This window comes from Okeania sp. KiyG1 (assembly GCF_014132355.1).
Lineage (GTDB): Bacteria > Cyanobacteriota > Cyanobacteriia > Cyanobacteriales > Microcoleaceae > Okeania.
Window position 1 is genome coordinate 1 of record NZ_BLZO01000033.1, and the last position, 17868, is coordinate 17868.

Annotated in this window: 17 protein-coding genes; 10 read left to right on the forward strand and 7 right to left on the reverse strand. The window is 38.0% G+C overall.

Translation table 11 applies throughout. The annotated features are described in order from the left end of the window. Window positions 1-304, forward strand: a 304-nt coding sequence (locus tag SAGCYANO_RS04940) for an urease accessory protein UreF (RefSeq protein ID WP_305081033.1), incomplete at its 5' end; no start/stop codon positions are given. A 143-nt stretch (window positions 305-447) separates the two neighbouring features. Here SAGCYANO_RS04940 and SAGCYANO_RS04945 read toward each other — a convergent pair. Next, a complete protein-coding gene (locus tag SAGCYANO_RS04945) occupies window positions 448-735 on the reverse strand; it encodes a hypothetical protein (protein WP_202219054.1) in 288 nt (95 codons plus the stop codon). Window positions 736-984: 249 nt separating this feature from the next. Continuing rightward, window positions 985-1158 carry a hypothetical protein gene (locus tag SAGCYANO_RS04950; protein ID WP_202219055.1) on the reverse strand — a complete coding sequence of 58 codons (174 nt, stop codon included), beginning with the start codon at window positions 1156-1158 and terminating at the stop codon, window positions 985-987. Between the two features lie 308 nt (window positions 1159-1466). Between SAGCYANO_RS04950 and ureG the strand changes: the two genes are divergently transcribed. The 8 genes from ureG to SAGCYANO_RS49960 all read left to right on the forward strand — a co-directional run bounded on the left by ureG (window position 1467) and on the right by SAGCYANO_RS49960 (window position 8133). After that, complete coding sequence (gene ureG / locus SAGCYANO_RS04955; protein ID WP_202219056.1) at window positions 1467-2069, forward strand: urease accessory protein UreG; 603 nt, start codon at window positions 1467-1469, stop codon at window positions 2067-2069. Window positions 2070-2276: 207 nt separating this feature from the next. Further along, a complete protein-coding gene (locus tag SAGCYANO_RS04960) occupies window positions 2277-2696 on the forward strand; it encodes a peptide chain release factor 1 (RefSeq protein ID WP_202219057.1) in 420 nt (139 codons plus the stop codon). Window positions 2697-3301: 605 nt separating this feature from the next. Beyond that, the gene (locus SAGCYANO_RS04965; protein WP_237395812.1) at window positions 3302-3868 is read left to right on the forward strand and encodes a transposase; all 567 of its coding nucleotides are present in this window, start codon (window positions 3302-3304) and stop codon (window positions 3866-3868) included. A gap of 94 nt (window positions 3869-3962) precedes the next feature. Next, entirely contained in the window at window positions 3963-4232 is a 270-nt protein-coding gene (locus tag SAGCYANO_RS44130) for a zinc ribbon domain-containing protein (RefSeq protein WP_375339871.1), read from the forward strand. Between the two features lie 453 nt (window positions 4233-4685). After that, window positions 4686-5183 (forward strand): isoprenylcysteine carboxylmethyltransferase family protein, encoded by a 498-nt coding sequence (locus tag SAGCYANO_RS04975; protein ID WP_202219059.1) that lies wholly within the window; start codon window positions 4686-4688, stop codon window positions 5181-5183. 416 nt (window positions 5184-5599) lie between these two features. Beyond that, on the forward strand, window positions 5600-5914 hold the full coding sequence (locus tag SAGCYANO_RS04980) for a Mo-dependent nitrogenase C-terminal domain-containing protein (RefSeq protein ID WP_202219060.1): 315 nt from the start codon (window positions 5600-5602) through the stop codon (window positions 5912-5914). An 812-nt stretch (window positions 5915-6726) separates the two neighbouring features. Continuing rightward, entirely contained in the window at window positions 6727-7743 is a 1017-nt protein-coding gene (mnmH, locus tag SAGCYANO_RS04985) for a tRNA 2-selenouridine(34) synthase MnmH (protein ID WP_202219061.1), read from the forward strand. Window positions 7744-7980: 237 nt separating this feature from the next. Continuing rightward, a complete protein-coding gene (locus SAGCYANO_RS49960) occupies window positions 7981-8133 on the forward strand; it encodes a DUF4351 domain-containing protein (protein ID WP_375339873.1) in 153 nt (50 codons plus the stop codon). Between the two features lie 339 nt (window positions 8134-8472). Here the strand turns inward: SAGCYANO_RS49960 and SAGCYANO_RS04995 are convergent, their stop codons facing one another. The 5 genes from SAGCYANO_RS04995 to SAGCYANO_RS44145 all read right to left on the reverse strand — a co-directional run bounded on the left by SAGCYANO_RS04995 (window position 8473) and on the right by SAGCYANO_RS44145 (window position 15413). Further along, on the reverse strand, window positions 8473-9000 hold the full coding sequence (locus tag SAGCYANO_RS04995) for a DNA-binding protein (protein ID WP_202219063.1): 528 nt from the start codon (window positions 8998-9000) through the stop codon (window positions 8473-8475). Window positions 9001-9814: 814 nt separating this feature from the next. Continuing rightward, window positions 9815-13573 carry a HEAT repeat domain-containing protein gene (locus SAGCYANO_RS05000; RefSeq protein WP_202219064.1) on the reverse strand — a complete coding sequence of 1253 codons (3759 nt, stop codon included), beginning with the start codon at window positions 13571-13573 and terminating at the stop codon, window positions 9815-9817. A 505-nt stretch (window positions 13574-14078) separates the two neighbouring features. Next, window positions 14079-14360, reverse strand: a complete 282-nt coding sequence (locus SAGCYANO_RS44135) for a hypothetical protein (RefSeq protein ID WP_237395813.1) — start codon at window positions 14358-14360, stop codon at window positions 14079-14081. A gap of 56 nt (window positions 14361-14416) precedes the next feature. Beyond that, window positions 14417-14833 carry a DUF3754 domain-containing protein gene (locus tag SAGCYANO_RS44140; protein WP_307785827.1) on the reverse strand — a complete coding sequence of 139 codons (417 nt, stop codon included), beginning with the start codon at window positions 14831-14833 and terminating at the stop codon, window positions 14417-14419. A 73-nt stretch (window positions 14834-14906) separates the two neighbouring features. Then, complete coding sequence (locus tag SAGCYANO_RS44145) at window positions 14907-15413, reverse strand: hypothetical protein (protein ID WP_237395815.1); 507 nt, start codon at window positions 15411-15413, stop codon at window positions 14907-14909. Between the two features lie 500 nt (window positions 15414-15913). Here SAGCYANO_RS44145 and SAGCYANO_RS05010 point away from each other — a divergent pair, with 500 nt between their 5' ends. Then, window positions 15914-17314 carry a DICT sensory domain-containing protein gene (locus SAGCYANO_RS05010; protein ID WP_202219065.1) on the forward strand — a complete coding sequence of 467 codons (1401 nt, stop codon included), beginning with the start codon at window positions 15914-15916 and terminating at the stop codon, window positions 17312-17314. The last annotated feature ends 554 nt before the right edge of the window (window positions 17315-17868 follow it).

The window sequence follows — 17868 nt, forward strand, 5'->3', positions numbered from 1 at the left end:
AAATTTTTGTAACTTCGCGATCGCTTATGGTCTAATTTCTGCTTGCTGGCAAATTGAGATTGAAAATGCAATTTTAGGTTATCTACATAGTTGGGCAACTAATCTAGTTAATGCTGGTGTAAAATTAATTCCCCTCGGTCAAACAGTAGGACAAAAGTTATTATGGGAATTGCAAAATCAAATAGTTTTGAGTGCCAAAGAAATCCTCAAATTAAAAGATGACGAGTTAAACAGTTGTACTTGGGGACTATCTCTAGCAAGCATGGCTCACGAAGTTCAATATACTAGATTATTTAGAAGTTAGGTTATTTCACCTTCTTGAAAACTAGACACGCGCTAGACATTTGCCATCTGGTGAGGTGCAAATAATTTTGTGGCTCACCCGTTTCAATGTGTACTTGCTGTGAAAGTTGATGTTCCACCCTGAACGAAGTCAGAAGTCAGAAGTCAGAAGCGGTGCGACCCCGCGACGACACCAGCTCGCTTGCGGAACGCCGACCAACAGAGGGAATGCGCACCAAGAGAGTCAGAAGTTGTTTTGCAACGGGTTTTGAGCAAGCCTACAAAAACCAGATCGCAATTTCCCGGTGGGGTTGCGCGACCCTTACTCCATTCCTGCCTGGTTTTATATCCGTTTTCTGCTAAATTATGTTGAGCGTTAAATAATTTCTGGGAACCAAAACAAATATGTAAACGTTGTGTATTTTTAACTTCCTTAATTTTCGTTTCAGGCACTGTATTTTTTATTTTACTTTTTAACAAGAGCAATTGATGAAAAAATTTATTTCGAGCCTGTATATGTGGAAAACCTTTTTTTGTTGCTAATTTTAATGTTTTTCTAGTTTAATGATGAGTTTTTGTCGCAGTTGTTTTGGCGCTTAATTGTAACTCTAATTTAGAATAATGGTTTTTTTAGCTGTTTTTAATTGGTTTAAACATGTTCGTGCTTCAGTAGCGATTGAGTCAGCATAAGCCCATTGAATGTTAAACTGTTTCATTAGACGCTTTTCTAGTTCGGACTTGTGATAATTTCTCAGTTTGCATCCAGTTAACAGCAGAACGTTTCCAGGATTCATATAATGCTCCCAGTTCCTCAAAGACAGGATGATATTCAATTTTAGCTTCTATCCCTGTTAAGGAACCGTGAGATTTGGCCATTGCTAACATTGAATCACTTTACTCAAAATAACCATGGTTTGTCTAGGAATGTCAATAATATTTGCTATAGCTTTGAGTTGATACTTTGCTTCGCATAGCTGTCGCTAACACAGGGTGCTGCTTCCTTGGCGGTAGTCTAACGCTTCCCTCCACGTCCGCGCCCGAGTTTCCGCAATTCGTAGCTCCTCCGGAGGAGGCGTGCCCCCCGGTAACTAATAATAGTGTAGCATATATTCAATTCACTTGCATGTTCAAATAAAAAGTCGCCCTACAAGGGCGAGGCTTTAAACCCAATTTTTCGGTAATTTATGAATGTTTTTCGGATTGGAATAGCTGGCCCAGTAGGATCAGGTAAAACAGCTTTAGTTGATGCCTTATGTAAGTCAATGCGGCAAGAATATAATATTGCAGTTGTCACCAATGATATTTATACCCAAGAAGATGCCCAATTTTTGGTGCGCAGCCAAGCATTAGATAGTTCCCGTATAATAGGAGTAGAAACAGGTGGTTGTCCTCATACAGCTATCAGGGAAGATGCTTCTATAAATCTCATTGCTATTGAGCAGTTAGAAAATAAATTTACCGATCTAGACTTAGTATTTGTCGAAAGTGGCGGTGATAACTTAGCAGCAACTTTTAGCCCCGAGCTAGTTGATTTAACAATCTATGTAATTGATGTAGCTGCTGGTGATAAAATACCCAGAAAAGGAGGTCCAGGTATTACTAAATCCGATCTACTTGTGATTAATAAAATTGACCTTGCTCCCCATGTAGGAGCAAACCTGAATATTATGGAAAAAGATACTAAAAAGATGCGAGGCGATGGCCCCTTTGTCTTTACTAACCTCAAAACAAAAGTTGGTTTAGAAGCAGTTTTAAACTTTATTCACAGGTATCTAATTGTAGATTAAAGAAGCGGTCAGCACTCAGTAGGATAGAACTCCGTTCCGCTCCGCGAACATTTTTGTTACGCTCTAGAAGGGGATTTTAACCCCTCCTCAACTATCCAGCGTTTGGGTTGCTGGAGATTTTTACCCGGAGCTGCTAAAAGCTGATAGCTGATAGCTAAAAGCTGATAGCTAGTTAACTCAATTTTCCTAACTTTATCAACTTAAAACATGAATAATATTTGGCAACGTTTGAAAAGTTTACCTTGGCAAGAACTACTTTTAGTAAGTTTCATTGCCACTTTAACAATTACAGCAACAGAAGTATTATTAATCTTAAGCTTCACTTATTTTTTTGCGCTCCTGAAACCATTAAGTATGCTATTTTCCTCTCCAATTTTTGGGGTATTAATACCTATAGGAGCAGCAGTAGGAATGGGAGCTTTAGCAGTTTATTTATTAGAATTCTGGCAAAAGCAGTGGTTACTGAATAATTCTAGTCTTTGGGCGCTAGTTTTATGTTTATTTATCGGATTATTATTAAAGTCTTTATTTCCTCTGCCTCCTGTATTAGTTAGTGTATCTAGAGCTTCATTAATAAGTCTGGCTATAGGGGTTTTCTGGAAAGGGCGACCTTATTGGCGACGTTAAAAAAATTATGAGCGTTGCTTAAGCGCGTGTATGATATTAGACATCTGCGAAAAAGATATAGACTTTTTGCAAGCAGGTAACAGGCAACAGGGAATAGATTTTTAGGAAAAAGGTACGAAAAATGATTTAGGGCTAACTACAGAAGTTAAAAATTTAGACATAATTATACAGGGGTTAGATATTTACAGGACTTACGCAAAAAAGGAAATTATACACCATCTGTAGGGGCGCCATTCGTCAGCTATGCGTCAGCTTTCCGGCCGAAAGCTTGCGCATAACTATCGTTAACACCCCTACTATATGTGGTGGTTTTGCGTAAGTCCTGATTTATTGTGATATAGTAGTATTATGTCTAATTTATTACAGGAGGTAACTGATCGCGCTACAATGAAATCCTTTAAAACTAAGCTAAAACTTAAACTACAACAAAAAACAATACTTGCTAAACACGCAGGAGTAGCTCCTGACTGCTTATAACTGGGGATTAGCAACTTGTATCAAAGAGTACGAAGAAACTAAAAAACGCCCCAGCGCAATTACCCTGCATAAGCGTTTAGTAGCTGAAGTAAAATCAGTTAATCCTTGGTATTATGAGGTCTCTAAGTGTGCACCAAGGGCAAGCATTAAGGGATTTAGAGAGGGCATTTAAAAACTTTCTAACTATTCCTAAACGTGGATTTCCGGTCTTTAAGAAAAAAGGCAGAAAAGACAGTTTTTATTTAGAAGGTAGTATTAAGATTTTCCAAGGAAACTACATACAATTACCCAGAATAGGAGTAGTAAAAACTTACTGTATCTTGCCGAATTGCAGAGTAAAAAATGTCAGAATATCCAAAAGAGCAGATAGTTGGTACATCAGTTTAAAGTACAATTTTGAACTAGATCCAACAGAAAAAATTGGAGAAACTATTGGCGTAGACTTATGCATAAATACATTAGCTACCTGTTATGATGGCAGTAAATTTGCTAATGTCAAAGCCTACAGGCAAGCAAAAAAAAGATTAGTTCGTCATCAACGTGCAGTCAGCAAAAAAGTTATTGGTTTCCTGCGGAATGCTACGCAAACCAAAAACCGACTCAAAGCAGTAAAAAAATTAGCAAAAGCACACAAAAAAGCGGATGTTACCCCGCGACGACCTCAGCTCGCTTGCGGAACGCGCACCAAGCAGTAGCCGATATCAGAGCAGATGCACTACATAAACTCACTTCATGGGCGAGCTTTAAACCACAGCCACCTAAGTAATTGAGGATTTAAATGTAAGTGGAATGTTGAAAAATCACAAACTGGCAAGTGCCATCGCAGATTGTGGTTTTTATGAATTTAAGCGTCAGCTTACATACAAGTGTGAATGGTACGGCAGTGAATTAGTCATAGCGGATAGATTTTATCCAAGTTCTCAAATATGTTCAAACTGTGGTCATCAACAGAAAATGCCATTGCACTTGAGAACTTATGTTAGCGCAGCTTTGCGGAGCGCAAATGTAGTGAATACGGTTTTCAGGCTGACAGAGACTTTAATGCTGCCGTTAACTTGAAAAACTATGTGTATAAGTAGCTTGAGTTCCAAGGGAGTTTAAGCCTGTGGAGAGAATAAGTTACAGACTGCGGTCAGTGGTTCTCACAGAAGCAGGAAGCTAGCTCCAAAACCCTATTGGGTAAGTTTGGGTAAGTTTAGTAGAACGGAATGGACTTTTACAACTCTAGCTTATTTTAAATAAAGGGTAAGTTTATTTTCTGGAGATGTTTATTACTCTTAATTACTTAGGAGTCAACCCACCCCTAACCCCGACCGTGGAGGGGAGGGGAAGGACCTCCTCAGGAGTCAACCCACCCCCAACCCCGACCGTGGAGGGGAGAAAGAAGAAGAAAGAGGAATAGAAGAAGAAAGTTTTGTTGTAGCGGAGCGCGGAGCGGAGTTCTATCGCGCTCTTATCCGGACATGATATCATACCTCAAATCACCAACGCAAAATTATGGAAATATAATCGATGAAAATACTTACAAATTGGGGTTTTACCAGAGATGGGTGGCGTAGTGGCAAACATGGTGAATATTTGGTATTAATTCAAGGTTTGCTGCTGGTAGGATTTATTTTTTTGCCTACATATCACCTACCAGGAATTAGTTTAGAATTGCCAAAATTAATATACTTTTGTTGGATCGTAGCAGCACTTTTTATTACCACTGCATTAGTTTTGATTGTGAAAGGATTATTAGATTTGGGCAAAAACCTGACACCTTTGCCATATCCGAGAGCAGATGGTGAGCTAGTGCAAACAGGAGTTTATGGCATTGTTAGACATCCTTTGTATAGCGGTTTAATTTTCTTGACTCTCGGTTGGAGCATTTTTCAACTTAGTTTGTCTCATTTTGTAGCGGTTATTGTAATTTTTCTGTTTCTTGACCTGAAAGCAAGGCGAGAAGAAACCTGGTTAAGTGAAAAATATCCAGAATATTCAGATTATCAACAACGGGTGAAAAATTAATTCCAAGGATTTATTAATTAAAGATTAATTCACAAAAATTTGCTTGAATATCCACATACTTATTATAACTATAATAATAAAATAAAATCAGTATATTGCATAACAATTTATCAATATTTATTATTTCCATAACAATTTTTTAACGTAATTCTACTGAGTATTCTGCTAAACTGTGAATAACAGTAATTTTTAGTTTCAATTATTTGATTTTTGGAATAACAAATTTTGGTCATAAAAGCTAGTTATTTTAAACAAATATAAACAGATTTCATCTAATCTTCACAATAATAGGATAAAAATTAAAGTAATTGTGAAAGTTTGCAAAATCAGGCCAAATTGACTATACAAGGAAGTGCGCTCAAAGTTAGACTGAAAATATATTTACAGAGCTAGTTTATATATCGGACGATCTAATTATGAATTCTATTACAGGTATTTCACACCAAGGCACTCAAGCAAACCATAACTATCTAGATAAACTACTGCAACCAATTCGCGAATATCTCGATAGTATAGAAATAAATAATCGAAAAGTGGCACATTTACTGTGTCACTTGATCCCGGCTCAATGCCCTTTTGAGAGAGATGTGAAACTATTCGGACATCTACTGTTTCATATTCCTGCAATGTGTAAACTTAATCCTTTGTATGACCAATTTATCGGCTTACGATTTCGCGCTTTAACTTTTCTAGCGGATGTTTGTGAAGAGGATGTTACGGGTTATTGTTAAAACATATTTTTGGATTTTAAATACTTGCTTCTAAATTTTCTCTTATAATAGCTCAATGATATTTAGGTTATACTACCAAGAGCTTAGTTTTTCTATGGAACTAGGCTCTTTCTTATTGCCAAATGCGATCGCAAAAGGCAGAAGGCAGAAGGAAAAATCTGGCGTTGTCTGAGTTTTAAGCTTTTGATATTTCCAGGACTTATACTAAATCCGGTTTATAAAGAACCGTTATTGTGAATGTAAGGCAGAAGGCAGAGGGCAGAAGGCAGAAGGGTTAGAGAAGAATTTGAAAAACGGACTTTTGATAACCGGATTTGGTATTACCCGTAACCTCCACATAAAGTAGGGGTTAACGGCCGTTAACCCCTACAAATGCTATATAATTTCCTCTTTTGCGTAAGTCCCGAGCAGTTATCAGAATAAAAAATCTAGGACTTCAGCAAATATGCTACACACAAACATGATAAAATTTGACTACTCCCCGCAGCTGTTGCCGAGGGGATTCTAAGTTGATACTACGCAACACCGGTAAATCCATGTTGCTTCGTTTTTTCTTAGCTGACCAAAGATTATATCTTTGGGGACAAGTCAAAGTGCCCCTACACAGTCGGCTTAAGTTTAACCCTAGCCTTCTGCTTACTTTATGTCTTAACATTTGTATATTAAGATAATAGCACAGGACAACTTTAGTTGTCTAGTCTAAACGACTCGCTTGTTTTCATCCCCCGGTTAAAACACGGGGGCTTTCAACGTCGCTTTTCGGTAATATCCAAATTTTTTTCCTTCCTACTTCTGTCTTCCGTCTTTAACTAATGGCAAAATCCCTAAAACCTGAAGCATTTTTCCAAACACCAGGAGTCATTCTCGATGTTCGTAGTCCCGGCGAATATGCTCAAGGTCATATTCCTGGAGCTGTTAATTTTCCTCTATTTAATAATGATGAACGTGCCTTGGTGGGAACTTGCTACAAACAAAAAGGTAAAGATGAAGCAGTCGAATTAGGATTAGCGATCGTCGGTCCTAAATTAGCTGATTTTGTTGCCCGTGCGAAGGTATTAGCTCCAGACCGTCAAGTTAAAATTCACTGTTGGCGAGGTGGAATGCGTAGCGCTTCAGTTGGTTGGTTACTGGAAACCGCAGGATTTAATGTTTCTCTACTTATTGGCGGTTATAAAGGGTTTCGACGTTGGGCACTTTCTCTATTTTCAGTTCCCCAAAAAATGATTATTCTAGGGGGAATGACTGGCAGTGGTAAAACTGAGATATTGACTGCTCTGGGTTCTATGGGAGAACAAGTATTAGACTTGGAAGCTCTTGCTAACCATCGGGGTAGTAGTTTCGGTGCTTTGGGGCAGTTGCCTCAACCTACTAACGAGCAATTTTGGAATGCGATCGCCATGGAATGGGCAAAGTTCGACCGGAGTCAAGTTTTATGGGTTGAAGCAGAGAGTAAGCGTATTGGAATGTGTCGTATTCCCCAGGAAATTTTTGAGCAAATGGAAAGGGCGAAAGTTATTGAGATAAGTCGCAGTCGTCAGGAAAGAGTGGCATTTTTGGTGGAAATTTATGGAGAAGCAGATATTAATGATTTGATTGCTGCAACTGAACGTATTAGGAGGCGTTTAGGCGGTGCGCGGGCGCAAGAAGCGATTAATTTTCTGAGGGAAGGAAATTTGGCAGCAGCTTCAGATTTAATTCTTCACTATTATGACAAAACCTATACTTACGATCTGGAAAAAAGAGGAGTTAGTATTCATAAAGTAGATGTTTCTGGTTTGTCGGCGGTTGATGCTGCCATTTTGGTGCGAGAGAAAAGTCAAGAAATATAGTGGCGGAGGAAGTACATAAGCGAGAAATGTTTTTAGAAGACTGTACAGGTGAAATTATATTAGCTAGACAGGAGGGGTTAGAAATTTGGCGTTGGTAAATCAAGAGATAAAACTTTAAGAGTAATCTGTTTCTGATACCTCTAAATATTTTACCAAAGTAAGTTATGGGTATCACCCCTAGTAGAAAGAAAATCATCTTACCAATTACCAACGCCAGAAATTTGGATGCAAAGATTAATGTTAGGTCAACTGGAGAGAAAATTTTCAGGAGAAATTACTGAAATAATCCGAAAGAATATTCAACAATTATCGATGGAAAAGTTAGAATACCTCGGAAGAGCAATTTTAAGTTTTAGCAGTTTGGAGGATTTGTCGAATTGCTTGGAATAATTGAATAATGAATAGAGCGATCAAACTAATTAACTAATTATAAATCTGCTCAAATTTAGTCAAATCAGTGAACCTTTTTCGTTATAAGGTTTGTGAAACAGGTGTAATAAGTACTTATGCAAAATTAATTACACATCCTACTGACTCCCTATTGCCTGTTGCCTGTTGCCTCTCTCAAATAGGAGATTTATTTTGCACGACTACTTACCAAAAATTTATTTGTAGACAGTAAAAAATGGAACAGATACTTACCAAAAATTTATTTATAGACAGCAAAAAATGGAACAGAAAATACAGACTGCTCATAAATTATTCTTTTGAGACTAGCTATTTATTTAACTACTTCTTTTTTAACTTTTTCTTTTTAGCTTTCGCTCTCTGTTCAGCAACTTCCGGTGGCGGACCATAATCTCCATCACAGAAATATTTTCGTTCTACTATATGTTCTGCTTCTACTTCAATCCACAGACGGGCACCCCCAGCTTGACTTTTATTGGGTTGATGAGGCTGATAAACAATTTGGCAAGGCCCGTTAATTTTCAGAGCGTGACAATAATGTTTTTTATCTCCCACTTTAACAGCAACTGCTGGATGAGAAGTTCCATAGTCTCGGTTATAGTCAATAGTTTTTCGTAGAACATGAACAACAGTCTTGGCTTTGCGTTGAATTTTATTCCAGGTCGGTTGTGGGCCGCGACGACCCTGTTTAATCTCTGGCATACCACGATGGTTGAGCGGAATCATCCAAAGTCTTTTGACTTTACGAGCACCTTTAACACGATCTTGATTGAGTAGTGTTCTCAATCTACCTGTCGAAATATTTAGTAGAAAAGCAGCTTGTGTTGTAGTTACTATTGAAGTAGTCATAACTATAACGTCTTAGTTTTTATATTTTTACCGCGTAAGAATTTGGTTCTTGCTTGAGGTATTATACATCTAAGCCAGAAGTATTTGGTTGAATTGAAAAAAAACTTAACACAATACCCAACCAAAGCACTGACTCTCAAAAGAATGGAAATCTCCAGAAAAGAGGCAACAGGCAACAGGGAGAAATAATTGATAATTTATGGATAAGAATTGATTTGATTTTTGATTTTTGGAGATGTTTAATAGAAATCAGTAAAAATTTTTTTTGAAAATATTTACAAAAAAATATCTAGAGGGTGGTAATTACCCCCTGTTTGACCTTTCAGTAAGGGACAGGAGGCTACAATGATTAACACCCCATGGCCTCAATTTTCCTTGCTTACGACTAAATCCCACAGCACATCAATACTTCTGCCGACATATTCTAAATCTTGATGTTGTTGAATCCATTGAACAATAGTGGAGAGGAATAATCAACTCAAGTGTTTGTTTAGCATTTTTGAGCGATCGCCCTTACTATTGTCCAATAGTTTCTTTTCCTAGACTGACCTTTTGAAGTTGAAAATCTAAATGTCTTTGACCATCTCAATTTTCCTCGCCTACAACTAAATACCACAGCGCATCAATACCACTGCCGACATATTCTGAATCTTGGTGTTGTTGAATCCATTGAACAATAGTGGAGAGGAATAATCAACTCAAGTGTTTGTTTAGCATTTTTGAGCGATTGCCCTTACTATTGTCCAATAGTTTCTTTTCCTAGACTGACCTTTTGAAGTTGAAAATCTAAATGTCTTTGACCATCTCAATTTTCTTACCTTGCGACAAAATCCCACAGCACATCAATAACTCTGCCGACATATTCTGAATCTTGATGTTGTTGAATCCATTGAATGATAGTGGAGATGATATTAGGGTAATTGTTGCCCAAATTGCCCAAAGCATTGGCTACCCTCCAACGCACAAAAGAATCCTCATCCTGAAGTAGTGTTATTAAGGTTTTAACTAATATTTCTGAGCTATTGCCCAATTCAAGCAAAGTTTCGGCTGCACTTAAACGCAGAGCAGAATCATCATTCTGAACCAGTGTGATTAAGGTGCTGACTAATATTTCTGAGTTGTTGCCCAATTTATGCAAAGTTTGGGCTGCACCTAAACGTAGAGCAGAATCCTCATCTTCAAGTAGTGGTAGTAGGGCATTGACTAATATTTCTGAGTTATTGCCCAATTCAAGCAAAGCTGTGGCTGCACTTAAACGCAGAACAGAATCCTCATCTTCAAGTAGTGGTAGTAGGGCATTGACTATTATTTCTGAGTTGTTACCCAATTTACCCAAGGCATCGACTGCCTTTTGCTTTGTATCAGAATTCTCATCCTCGAGCCGAGTTAGTAGAGTGCTAACTACTATTTCTGGGTTATTACCTAATTTGCGCAAAGCTAAAGCTGCGTTTTTTCGTACATCAGGATCTTCATCCTCAAGTAGTGCTAGTAGGGCGCTGACTACTGTTTCTGAGTTATTACCCAATTCATCCAGGGCATCAACTGCGTTCCTGCATACATAAAAATCCTTATCCTCAAGTAGTGCTAGTAGGGCGCTGACTACTGTTTCTGAGTTATTGCCCAATTTAACCAAGGCATTGACTGCGCTCCTACGCACATCAGAATCCTTATCCTTGAGTCGTGCTAGTAGGGCGCTGACTACTGTTTCTGAGTTATTGCCCAATTCACCCAGGGCATTGATCGCCATCTGACGGACAAAAGAACTCTTATCCTGAAGCAGTGGTAACAGGGGGTTAACTAATATTTCTGAGCCTTTACCAAATTCTTTTAAGGTGAAAACAGCCAGTAAACGTATGAAAAAATCCTCATCCTGAAGCAGTGATAGTAGATGGCCGACCACTGTTTCTGCTCTATTACCCCATTTGCCTAAGATAAAGGCTGCCAATAGAACTATGAAAGAATTCTGATCCTGAAGCACTGGTAGTAGAGTATTGACTAATATTTCTGATTTTTTTCCCAATTGACTAAAGGTATCAACTGCGCTCCTACGCAGAGCAGAATTCTGATTCTGGAACGATGCTACGACAATATCAACTACTGTTTCTGAAACGCGTTTTCCCAGTATAAAATTGATTATTCTTTTTGGGTTGTTCTCAATTTCAAACAAGACCTGGAATGCTCTCATTCGTAAATAATAATCTTCATCCTTATAAGATTTATACCTTCCTAGTATGCTTCTGATTCCATCGTGTGAGATTTTACCCATAGAGGCGAAAATATAGAAAGCGTTTATAGGTATATTGGAATCCTCATCCTTTAGTTGTGCCCGCAATATTGTAATTACCTGATTCTTTTCTCCTAACTTCCCCCGATATTTCAGCAACCTTTCCTCATCAATCAAATCTGCCCGCTCTTTCAACATCTCCAAAGCTTGGCCTTCAAAATCAGTTTCATACAAACTACACAAAATCCGATCGACCTGCTCCCGAACTTTCTCACCAACTAATTCCTTACTACTTGCCTCCAAATCAACCAACCTCTCCAAAATCTCCTGCACCAACTCACCATCAACACTCCGTAAACCCTTTGGATCTTCCGCCAAACAATTTCCAGCAAAAAACAAATCCCGATGTAACCACTCCTCATACTCACTACCATGATTCAAAACTGCTCTAATTGCCTTCGCAACATTTTTTGGCTTTTGTTGCGCTATGAGCAATAGTAAAACTTCCCGCCAATGTGAATCATGCAAATGCTCCCGAATCACACTTAAAATAATCTCAAAATCAAGCTCATTCTCCAACTGATAATTAATCTCCTCAGCACACAAATATTCCTGAAAAGTCTTATGCACAAACCCATAACAATCTTGTCCCTGCTCATTCAACAACCCCGTGCGTTCCCGAATCAAATCCACAAATCTTTCCGCCTCCTCCTTTGCCTGATATAACTGCACCTGCTTCAACTGCTTAATCTCTCGACTCAATTGCTCAGTCAACTCATCCTTATTTATCAAAGTGCCGCCCTCATCATTCCCCACATTTCCCTGAGTATGCACCCAAAAAGCCAACAATTCCATCAACCTGCGCAAATCGTCCAAACCCAAATACTTCAACTTCCCATGACTACTCAACTCCTTATTCGCATCCCAAGAAATTAACAAAGTCTCCACCGCCTTGTCATAAAGTCGATATCTTTCCTTCGGCAAAACCGCCTGATACCGATGAATCAAAGCAACAATAGTCAACAACAAAGGATTCCGTGCCAACAACTTAATCCGGTCATTATCATCTAGTGCCTTCCGTAAACTTTCCTTCCTCCTTTCTGCCTCCCCCTTATCCCGAAACCGACTGTCATACCAATTATTGATAAATGCCGAAATCTTCTCATCATCAAACGACTGCATTTGATAGTGGGGAAATTCCTCAGTGCGGAAAAAGTCGCGTCTATAACCAGCAGGACGAGATGTAATAATTGCCCTATTTCTGTCAAACTGTCCTAAAAAATTCTCAATGCGTCTGACCACATCGTAACGTTTGCCTTCTTCTGCCACTTCATCTAAACCGTCCAACAATATTAATGCTCTGCCATCCTCTAACCAATATTCAAAAAATCCCACTGGCAAAGTTTTAACCGCCATCGTTTTCTCCGCAAATACACGGGCATATTCGAGAATACTTTTGTCTGGATGTCGTACCAAGTCTCGCATCCTGATTAAAATTGGGAGCCAGTCAGTGTTTGCCTCTAAACCCAAAATTTGAGGTTGTGCTTGTGCCAACATCACAGCAAAATAACTCATCAAAGTTGTTTTTCCCGACCCAGGCGCACCTAATATCACGAATTTCCGTGACTGACTTTGAGTCAACAATTCTGAGGCTAAAAATTTTCTGCCCGTAGTATTTACAAACAGCTCCCTTTCCAGTTTTTCCCCAGTTCCAGCTAATAAAAAATCTCGTTCAAAACCACCACTTTTGGAAACATCTTCTACCACATCAGGCATAACAAAAATATAAGCTAACTTCTCAGACTTTTCTACCTCTTGTCCAGGTACAGAAATACCAGCAAATTTCACATCATCAAACCAATTTGCTAACTGTTCAAAATAATTTTGTTTAGCAGTCTGAAATTTAATATAAGTATCAGTTTGTTGAAAATAAGCATTAATAAAAATCTCTAACCATTGCTGTAGACTTGATTGAATGAGTGGAATATTTTTAGCTTCAGCTTCCTGTTGAAATACGGTAATTAAAATCTCAATATCTGGCTTGCCTAGATTAATTAATGGTTTTTCTAATTCCGTCAAAACAGCAGAATGTTCAAAATATTGACTCAGAAATTTGTTAACTCCGTTCCAACCATCCCGTTTAGCCCTATAAAATAAAAGTTGTTGAGGAGAGAGTTCTTTTTCCCATTCCTTCACAGCTTTTTCTCCAGATTTAATTGCCTTTTCTATATCTGTTTTATTCAGGGATTGAGTTAGGTTTTTGCCTGCTTTTTTCCAGGCATCATCCCACAAAGAGTCGGCAATTTTTGATAACCCCCAACCTGCTAAACCTACTAAACCAGCTTCCATAAATTACCTCTATATAATTCTGAGAGACTACTAATTCAGTTATAGCAATGTGCGCTGGCTTATGGTAAGCATTTCCGTTTGTCATGCTGCGCAAACAGCCGTCAGCTAGCCTCCTGTGGTCGGAACTGCGGACTTCAGCCAGCCTCCTGGGTCGGAACTGCGGACTTCAGCTACTGCTTTTAGTTTTAGATAAAAGCTTTACTAATTGAGTCAGAATTAAATTTTACTATAAAAGCTGACTTTAAAGCCTATTTTCATTAAAACACCGTTATGATAGCTGAGAGCTGACAGCTAATAGCTGAATGCTTACGGCTTATGTACAAATTGCAGTAATTGTCCAATAGCTAAGAGTCTTATATTATAAGCTTTTTATTCTCCCAGATGAGCTGTTGCCTGTTGCCTGTTGTCTATTGCCTGTTGCCTGCGCGCAGCGCTATAATAGATAATTATTAATTGTTAATTGTTAATTATTAATTATTAATTATTAATTATTGAACTTACTTCCTTAAGCATAATGAAATGCATTATCCCAGATATAATCTATTAATTGTTTCGCATCGTCTAAAGGTAATACTCGACAACAACCATTTTCGTCATAGGTTAATAATGGTATATCTGAAATCTCATCCTCATCTTCACCATCTCTGACAATTTTTCCCTGAATTTTTGCGAGATTATTCAAGGGTCCATGAATATCAAAATCAATTTTTGTATCAAATTTTTGCTCCATCCAGGCTTCAATTTCGTCATCCAATTGTTCTGGAGTTAGATATGTATTGCTTGTCAATAAGTGATAGTAAACTAAAATAATTTCCTTACATTCTTCTTCTTCAGCATCATCAATTAAAGTTTGAAATACACCTGCATTATTAGCAATATTCTTGAAAAATAAAGTATCTGTAACCTGTTTTGAAACTTAATCTGTTTAGTTTTGTATTTACTATACTGCTTGAAACAAAATCCTCCTAAAGTTATTAATAGAGATGATGAAGCTAATAAAACTCCTGTCATATTCCTCACATCTTCCGGATTAGCTCTCAAGTTCAATTTTTCTACATAAGACGGACCGAAAACTAGAAAAACAATTACACCAATAATTAGTAAAAGTTGCGGTACAATTCTCAGAACAATAGGTACTGCTGCACCAATAGCAGGTACTACTAGCATTAGACGGTCTTTCAAAGTCATACTAACTTTCACGTTAGGAAATAGAAATTCTATATCATTTTTAGGAATATTTTTATAGAGAGAAATATAGATTTTTTAGGACTCAGATGAGATTCCTCCCCTTCATTTTCCGAACTATCAGTATCCTCTGTATTTTGGCACTTAATTAATAAAGCAACCCTTTCAAAAATATCAATTTTCTTTTCAATTTTGCGGAAAAAAATTTCTTAATTTTTATTGTCTTATATATATCTCCTCGACAGTAACATATCATCTCTTCAAAGTCATCAAAATTGATATCTGTCTTCAGTTCAATTAGCGAAGTTTGCTGAAAAGCACGTTCTAAACTAGCCCGAGATATGGGAAAAAAATTTCCTTGCTCTAGAATTTTCTCAAAACTCTTAACAACTTTATTTTTCATCATTGCTAGTTGTGATGCAGAGTGAGAGGCAATATATTTAGTATTAGCATCTGGATTAAATGGAGCATAATTTTCCTTTAATATCTCCAGTGTTTTATGTAATTTAAAATGATAATAAGCCAGCAGAATAGAACAAAAATCTCTAAACTTTTGTAAAGAGCCTTCTGGTAACTTACCATCTTGAATACAAAGTTCTATAATATCTTTTCGAGAATAAGGAATAAATGCTTCCCTGTCTTGATAAACTGCCATAGTTATATACCTTAATTATATTCAGATATATTTTACCAGTTTTTTACCGAAAAATTGTGGGTATGCGCCTCCCATTTTAAGGAAAAAAGAGAATATTCCTTATGTCAAGCCTCTTGCTTTCCTGCGGAATGCTGCGCAAACAGCTAGAGGTACTGATAACTGATAACTGATAACTGATAACTGAAATAACCCTCATAAATACCCAATAATACTTGACAAAATTATTATAGTATGTATAAATACAAGAAGCGATCGCCTTAATAATAAAGGTAGCTAAAAGATAAAGTAAGCATTCAGCCGTCAGCTATTAGCTATCAGCTATTAATTTTGGGGAAGGTAAAAATAATTGAGAAATTGAGACAGAATAAAAATTACTGTTAAAGTCTCCTTCCTAAACCTGAGAAGTAATGAATAATTACTAATTGCTGATAACTGACTACTAATAGCTGATAGCTTACAAGATAAAATACAAACATATAAAATAATTATCATTTAATAAAATGAATCCAGAAGCAACTTTAAATCAACTTAAAGAAGCTAGTCCGGAAGGAAGACTTCCCTCTAGTTATGGAGTTTATTTCAAAAATACATTGGTAGCTTTATGCCATGCTTTAGAAGACCACATATTACAAACTAACCCTAAACATGATGAAGAAAAACCATTAGTTTTGGTCACATTTCAAAAAGGAAAATGGTATTTACAAGAAGCAGATCGTTATCAAGAAATAGCACAAGCTAGCCGTCACATTATTATTAGCGCAGTACCAGATAGTGGGTTACCCAAACATCCTACAAGTCAGCTAGAAAATGTCTCTTTAGTTAATTTAGAAACCACGGATAGTTTAGTTAATGAATGGAATCTAATTATCCTAGCCCCTGGTTACAGAGCTATGGTACTTTGCCATGAACTATCAGAAGATGAATATGTACTCAATGGTAAACCCACTGTAGATGTAGAAAGAAAATTTTACGGTTTATGGAGTTTCGACCGGACTTTAGTAGTTAAAGCCGCAGAAATTCTCATAGAAAGATGTCGCCCCTACGATCCTGACTTAGCAGACAGCATTCAAAAACAACATCAAGAAATTCTAACTATCAAAGATGCACCACCTACAGATATGACTAATGTGGTATCTCGGATAGTTTCTTATCTGCAAACTTCCCAACAGCAGATGATTGCGATGAATCGTCAAACCAGGGAATTATGGGAATTGGAAGGTCAAGCGTTACGAGTTAGTCGCAACCTAAATGCTAATAAATTGCAAGCATTTTTACGAATGGCGCAGAAAGCAGATGAACGCGATCCGAGTAACCCTATTGCCTCTTTGCAAGTTGCAGCTTTATCTGAAACTCTTGGTCAAATGTTAGATTTACCTACTTTGCAATTGCGACGTTTGCGGTTAGCAGGATTATTGTTTAGAGTTGGGTTAGCATCAGCACCAAAGGAAGTATTTACTCAAACACCAGATGAATTAGATGATGCAACTTTAACTTTTTGGCAGGAAAGGAGCGTACTTAGTGGTCAATTATTAACAGCGATGCCAGAGTTAGCACCTATAACTAAAATTGTGACTCATCATTTAGAACATTGGGATGGTAGTGGTAAACCAGACGGTCTCAGAGAAGACGAAATACCCGTAGAATCTCGAATTCTAGGATTAATTTCTTACTTCCAAGAGTTAATACAAGCACGAGGTAAAAGAATAGCTCTTAGTTTGGCAGAAGCTTTAGAAAAATGTATCAATCACAGTGGTACATATTTTGACCCTATTCTAGTAGAATCTCTCAGCAACGTCATTCGATTAACTGAAATGGGTCTAATGCAATTACCTCAAAGACCAAGTCAACTTCCCAACGTTTGGTTAGAGGAAGTAGTTACATCAAAGACATCAGTACATTAAAAGAGGGAGTAGGGATGGATATGGGAGTAGGGGAGTAGGGAGTAGGGAGTAGGGGAGATAGGGGATGTAGGGGAGTAGGGGAGCAGGGGAGTAGGGGAGTAGGAGTAGGGGAGTAGGGGAGATTAAATATTGAAGTAATTATAGAATTATCAACATATACAATATAACCGGATTCTATATTATGGAAAAATACCTCAATTTTTTCTTCACTTTGGATGTAGGAGCTTTTCTTTGACATCCTCTCCGGCCTGTTAGCGTTTGCGCAGCATGACCATAGGAAAGCTCCTCTGTTAGCGCAGCTCCTCCGGAGGAGGCAAGAGGCAGGCGCGGAGATTCCTACTGAACCGTAGCTCTTCGGTGGGTTGACGTTTTGCTGGCGCAAAGCTCCGCTAACACAGGCTGCTGCACCCACCCTTCTTGCCCTCCCGGAGGGGATGGGGTGGGTTACGCTTGCCTCCACGTCTGTTTAATGTCTCGGACTGCCCGCCCGCGACTAATATATTTGCAGTTGAGGCACTCCCATTCTCGCACCTGAAGGTCGCTCGCTTTCCACC

What these genes read in the sequence shown, in the direction of transcription:
- SAGCYANO_RS04950 (WP_202219055.1), bottom strand. Translation starts at nt 1,158, where the DNA reads ATGGCCAAATCTCACGGTTCCTTAACAGGGATAGAAGCTAAAATTGAA.
- ureG (WP_202219056.1), top strand. Translation starts at nt 1,467, where the DNA reads ATGAATGTTTTTCGGATTGGAATAGCTGGCCCAGTAGGATCAGGTAAA.
- SAGCYANO_RS04960 (WP_202219057.1), top strand. Translation starts at nt 2,277, where the DNA reads ATGAATAATATTTGGCAACGTTTGAAAAGTTTACCTTGGCAAGAACTA.
- SAGCYANO_RS44130 (WP_375339871.1), top strand. Translation starts at nt 3,963, where the DNA reads ATGTTGAAAAATCACAAACTGGCAAGTGCCATCGCAGATTGTGGTTTT.
- SAGCYANO_RS04975 (WP_202219059.1), top strand. Translation starts at nt 4,686, where the DNA reads ATGAAAATACTTACAAATTGGGGTTTTACCAGAGATGGGTGGCGTAGT.
- SAGCYANO_RS04980 (WP_202219060.1), top strand. Translation starts at nt 5,600, where the DNA reads ATGAATTCTATTACAGGTATTTCACACCAAGGCACTCAAGCAAACCAT.
- mnmH (WP_202219061.1), top strand. Translation starts at nt 6,727, where the DNA reads ATGGCAAAATCCCTAAAACCTGAAGCATTTTTCCAAACACCAGGAGTC.
- SAGCYANO_RS49960 (WP_375339873.1), top strand. Translation starts at nt 7,981, where the DNA reads ATGTTAGGTCAACTGGAGAGAAAATTTTCAGGAGAAATTACTGAAATA.
- SAGCYANO_RS04995 (WP_202219063.1), bottom strand. Translation starts at nt 9,000, where the DNA reads ATGACTACTTCAATAGTAACTACAACACAAGCTGCTTTTCTACTAAAT.
- SAGCYANO_RS05000 (WP_202219064.1), bottom strand. Translation starts at nt 13,573, where the DNA reads ATGGAAGCTGGTTTAGTAGGTTTAGCAGGTTGGGGGTTATCAAAAATT.
- SAGCYANO_RS44145 (WP_237395815.1), bottom strand. Translation starts at nt 15,413, where the DNA reads ATGGCAGTTTATCAAGACAGGGAAGCATTTATTCCTTATTCTCGAAAA.
- SAGCYANO_RS05010 (WP_202219065.1), top strand. Translation starts at nt 15,914, where the DNA reads ATGAATCCAGAAGCAACTTTAAATCAACTTAAAGAAGCTAGTCCGGAA.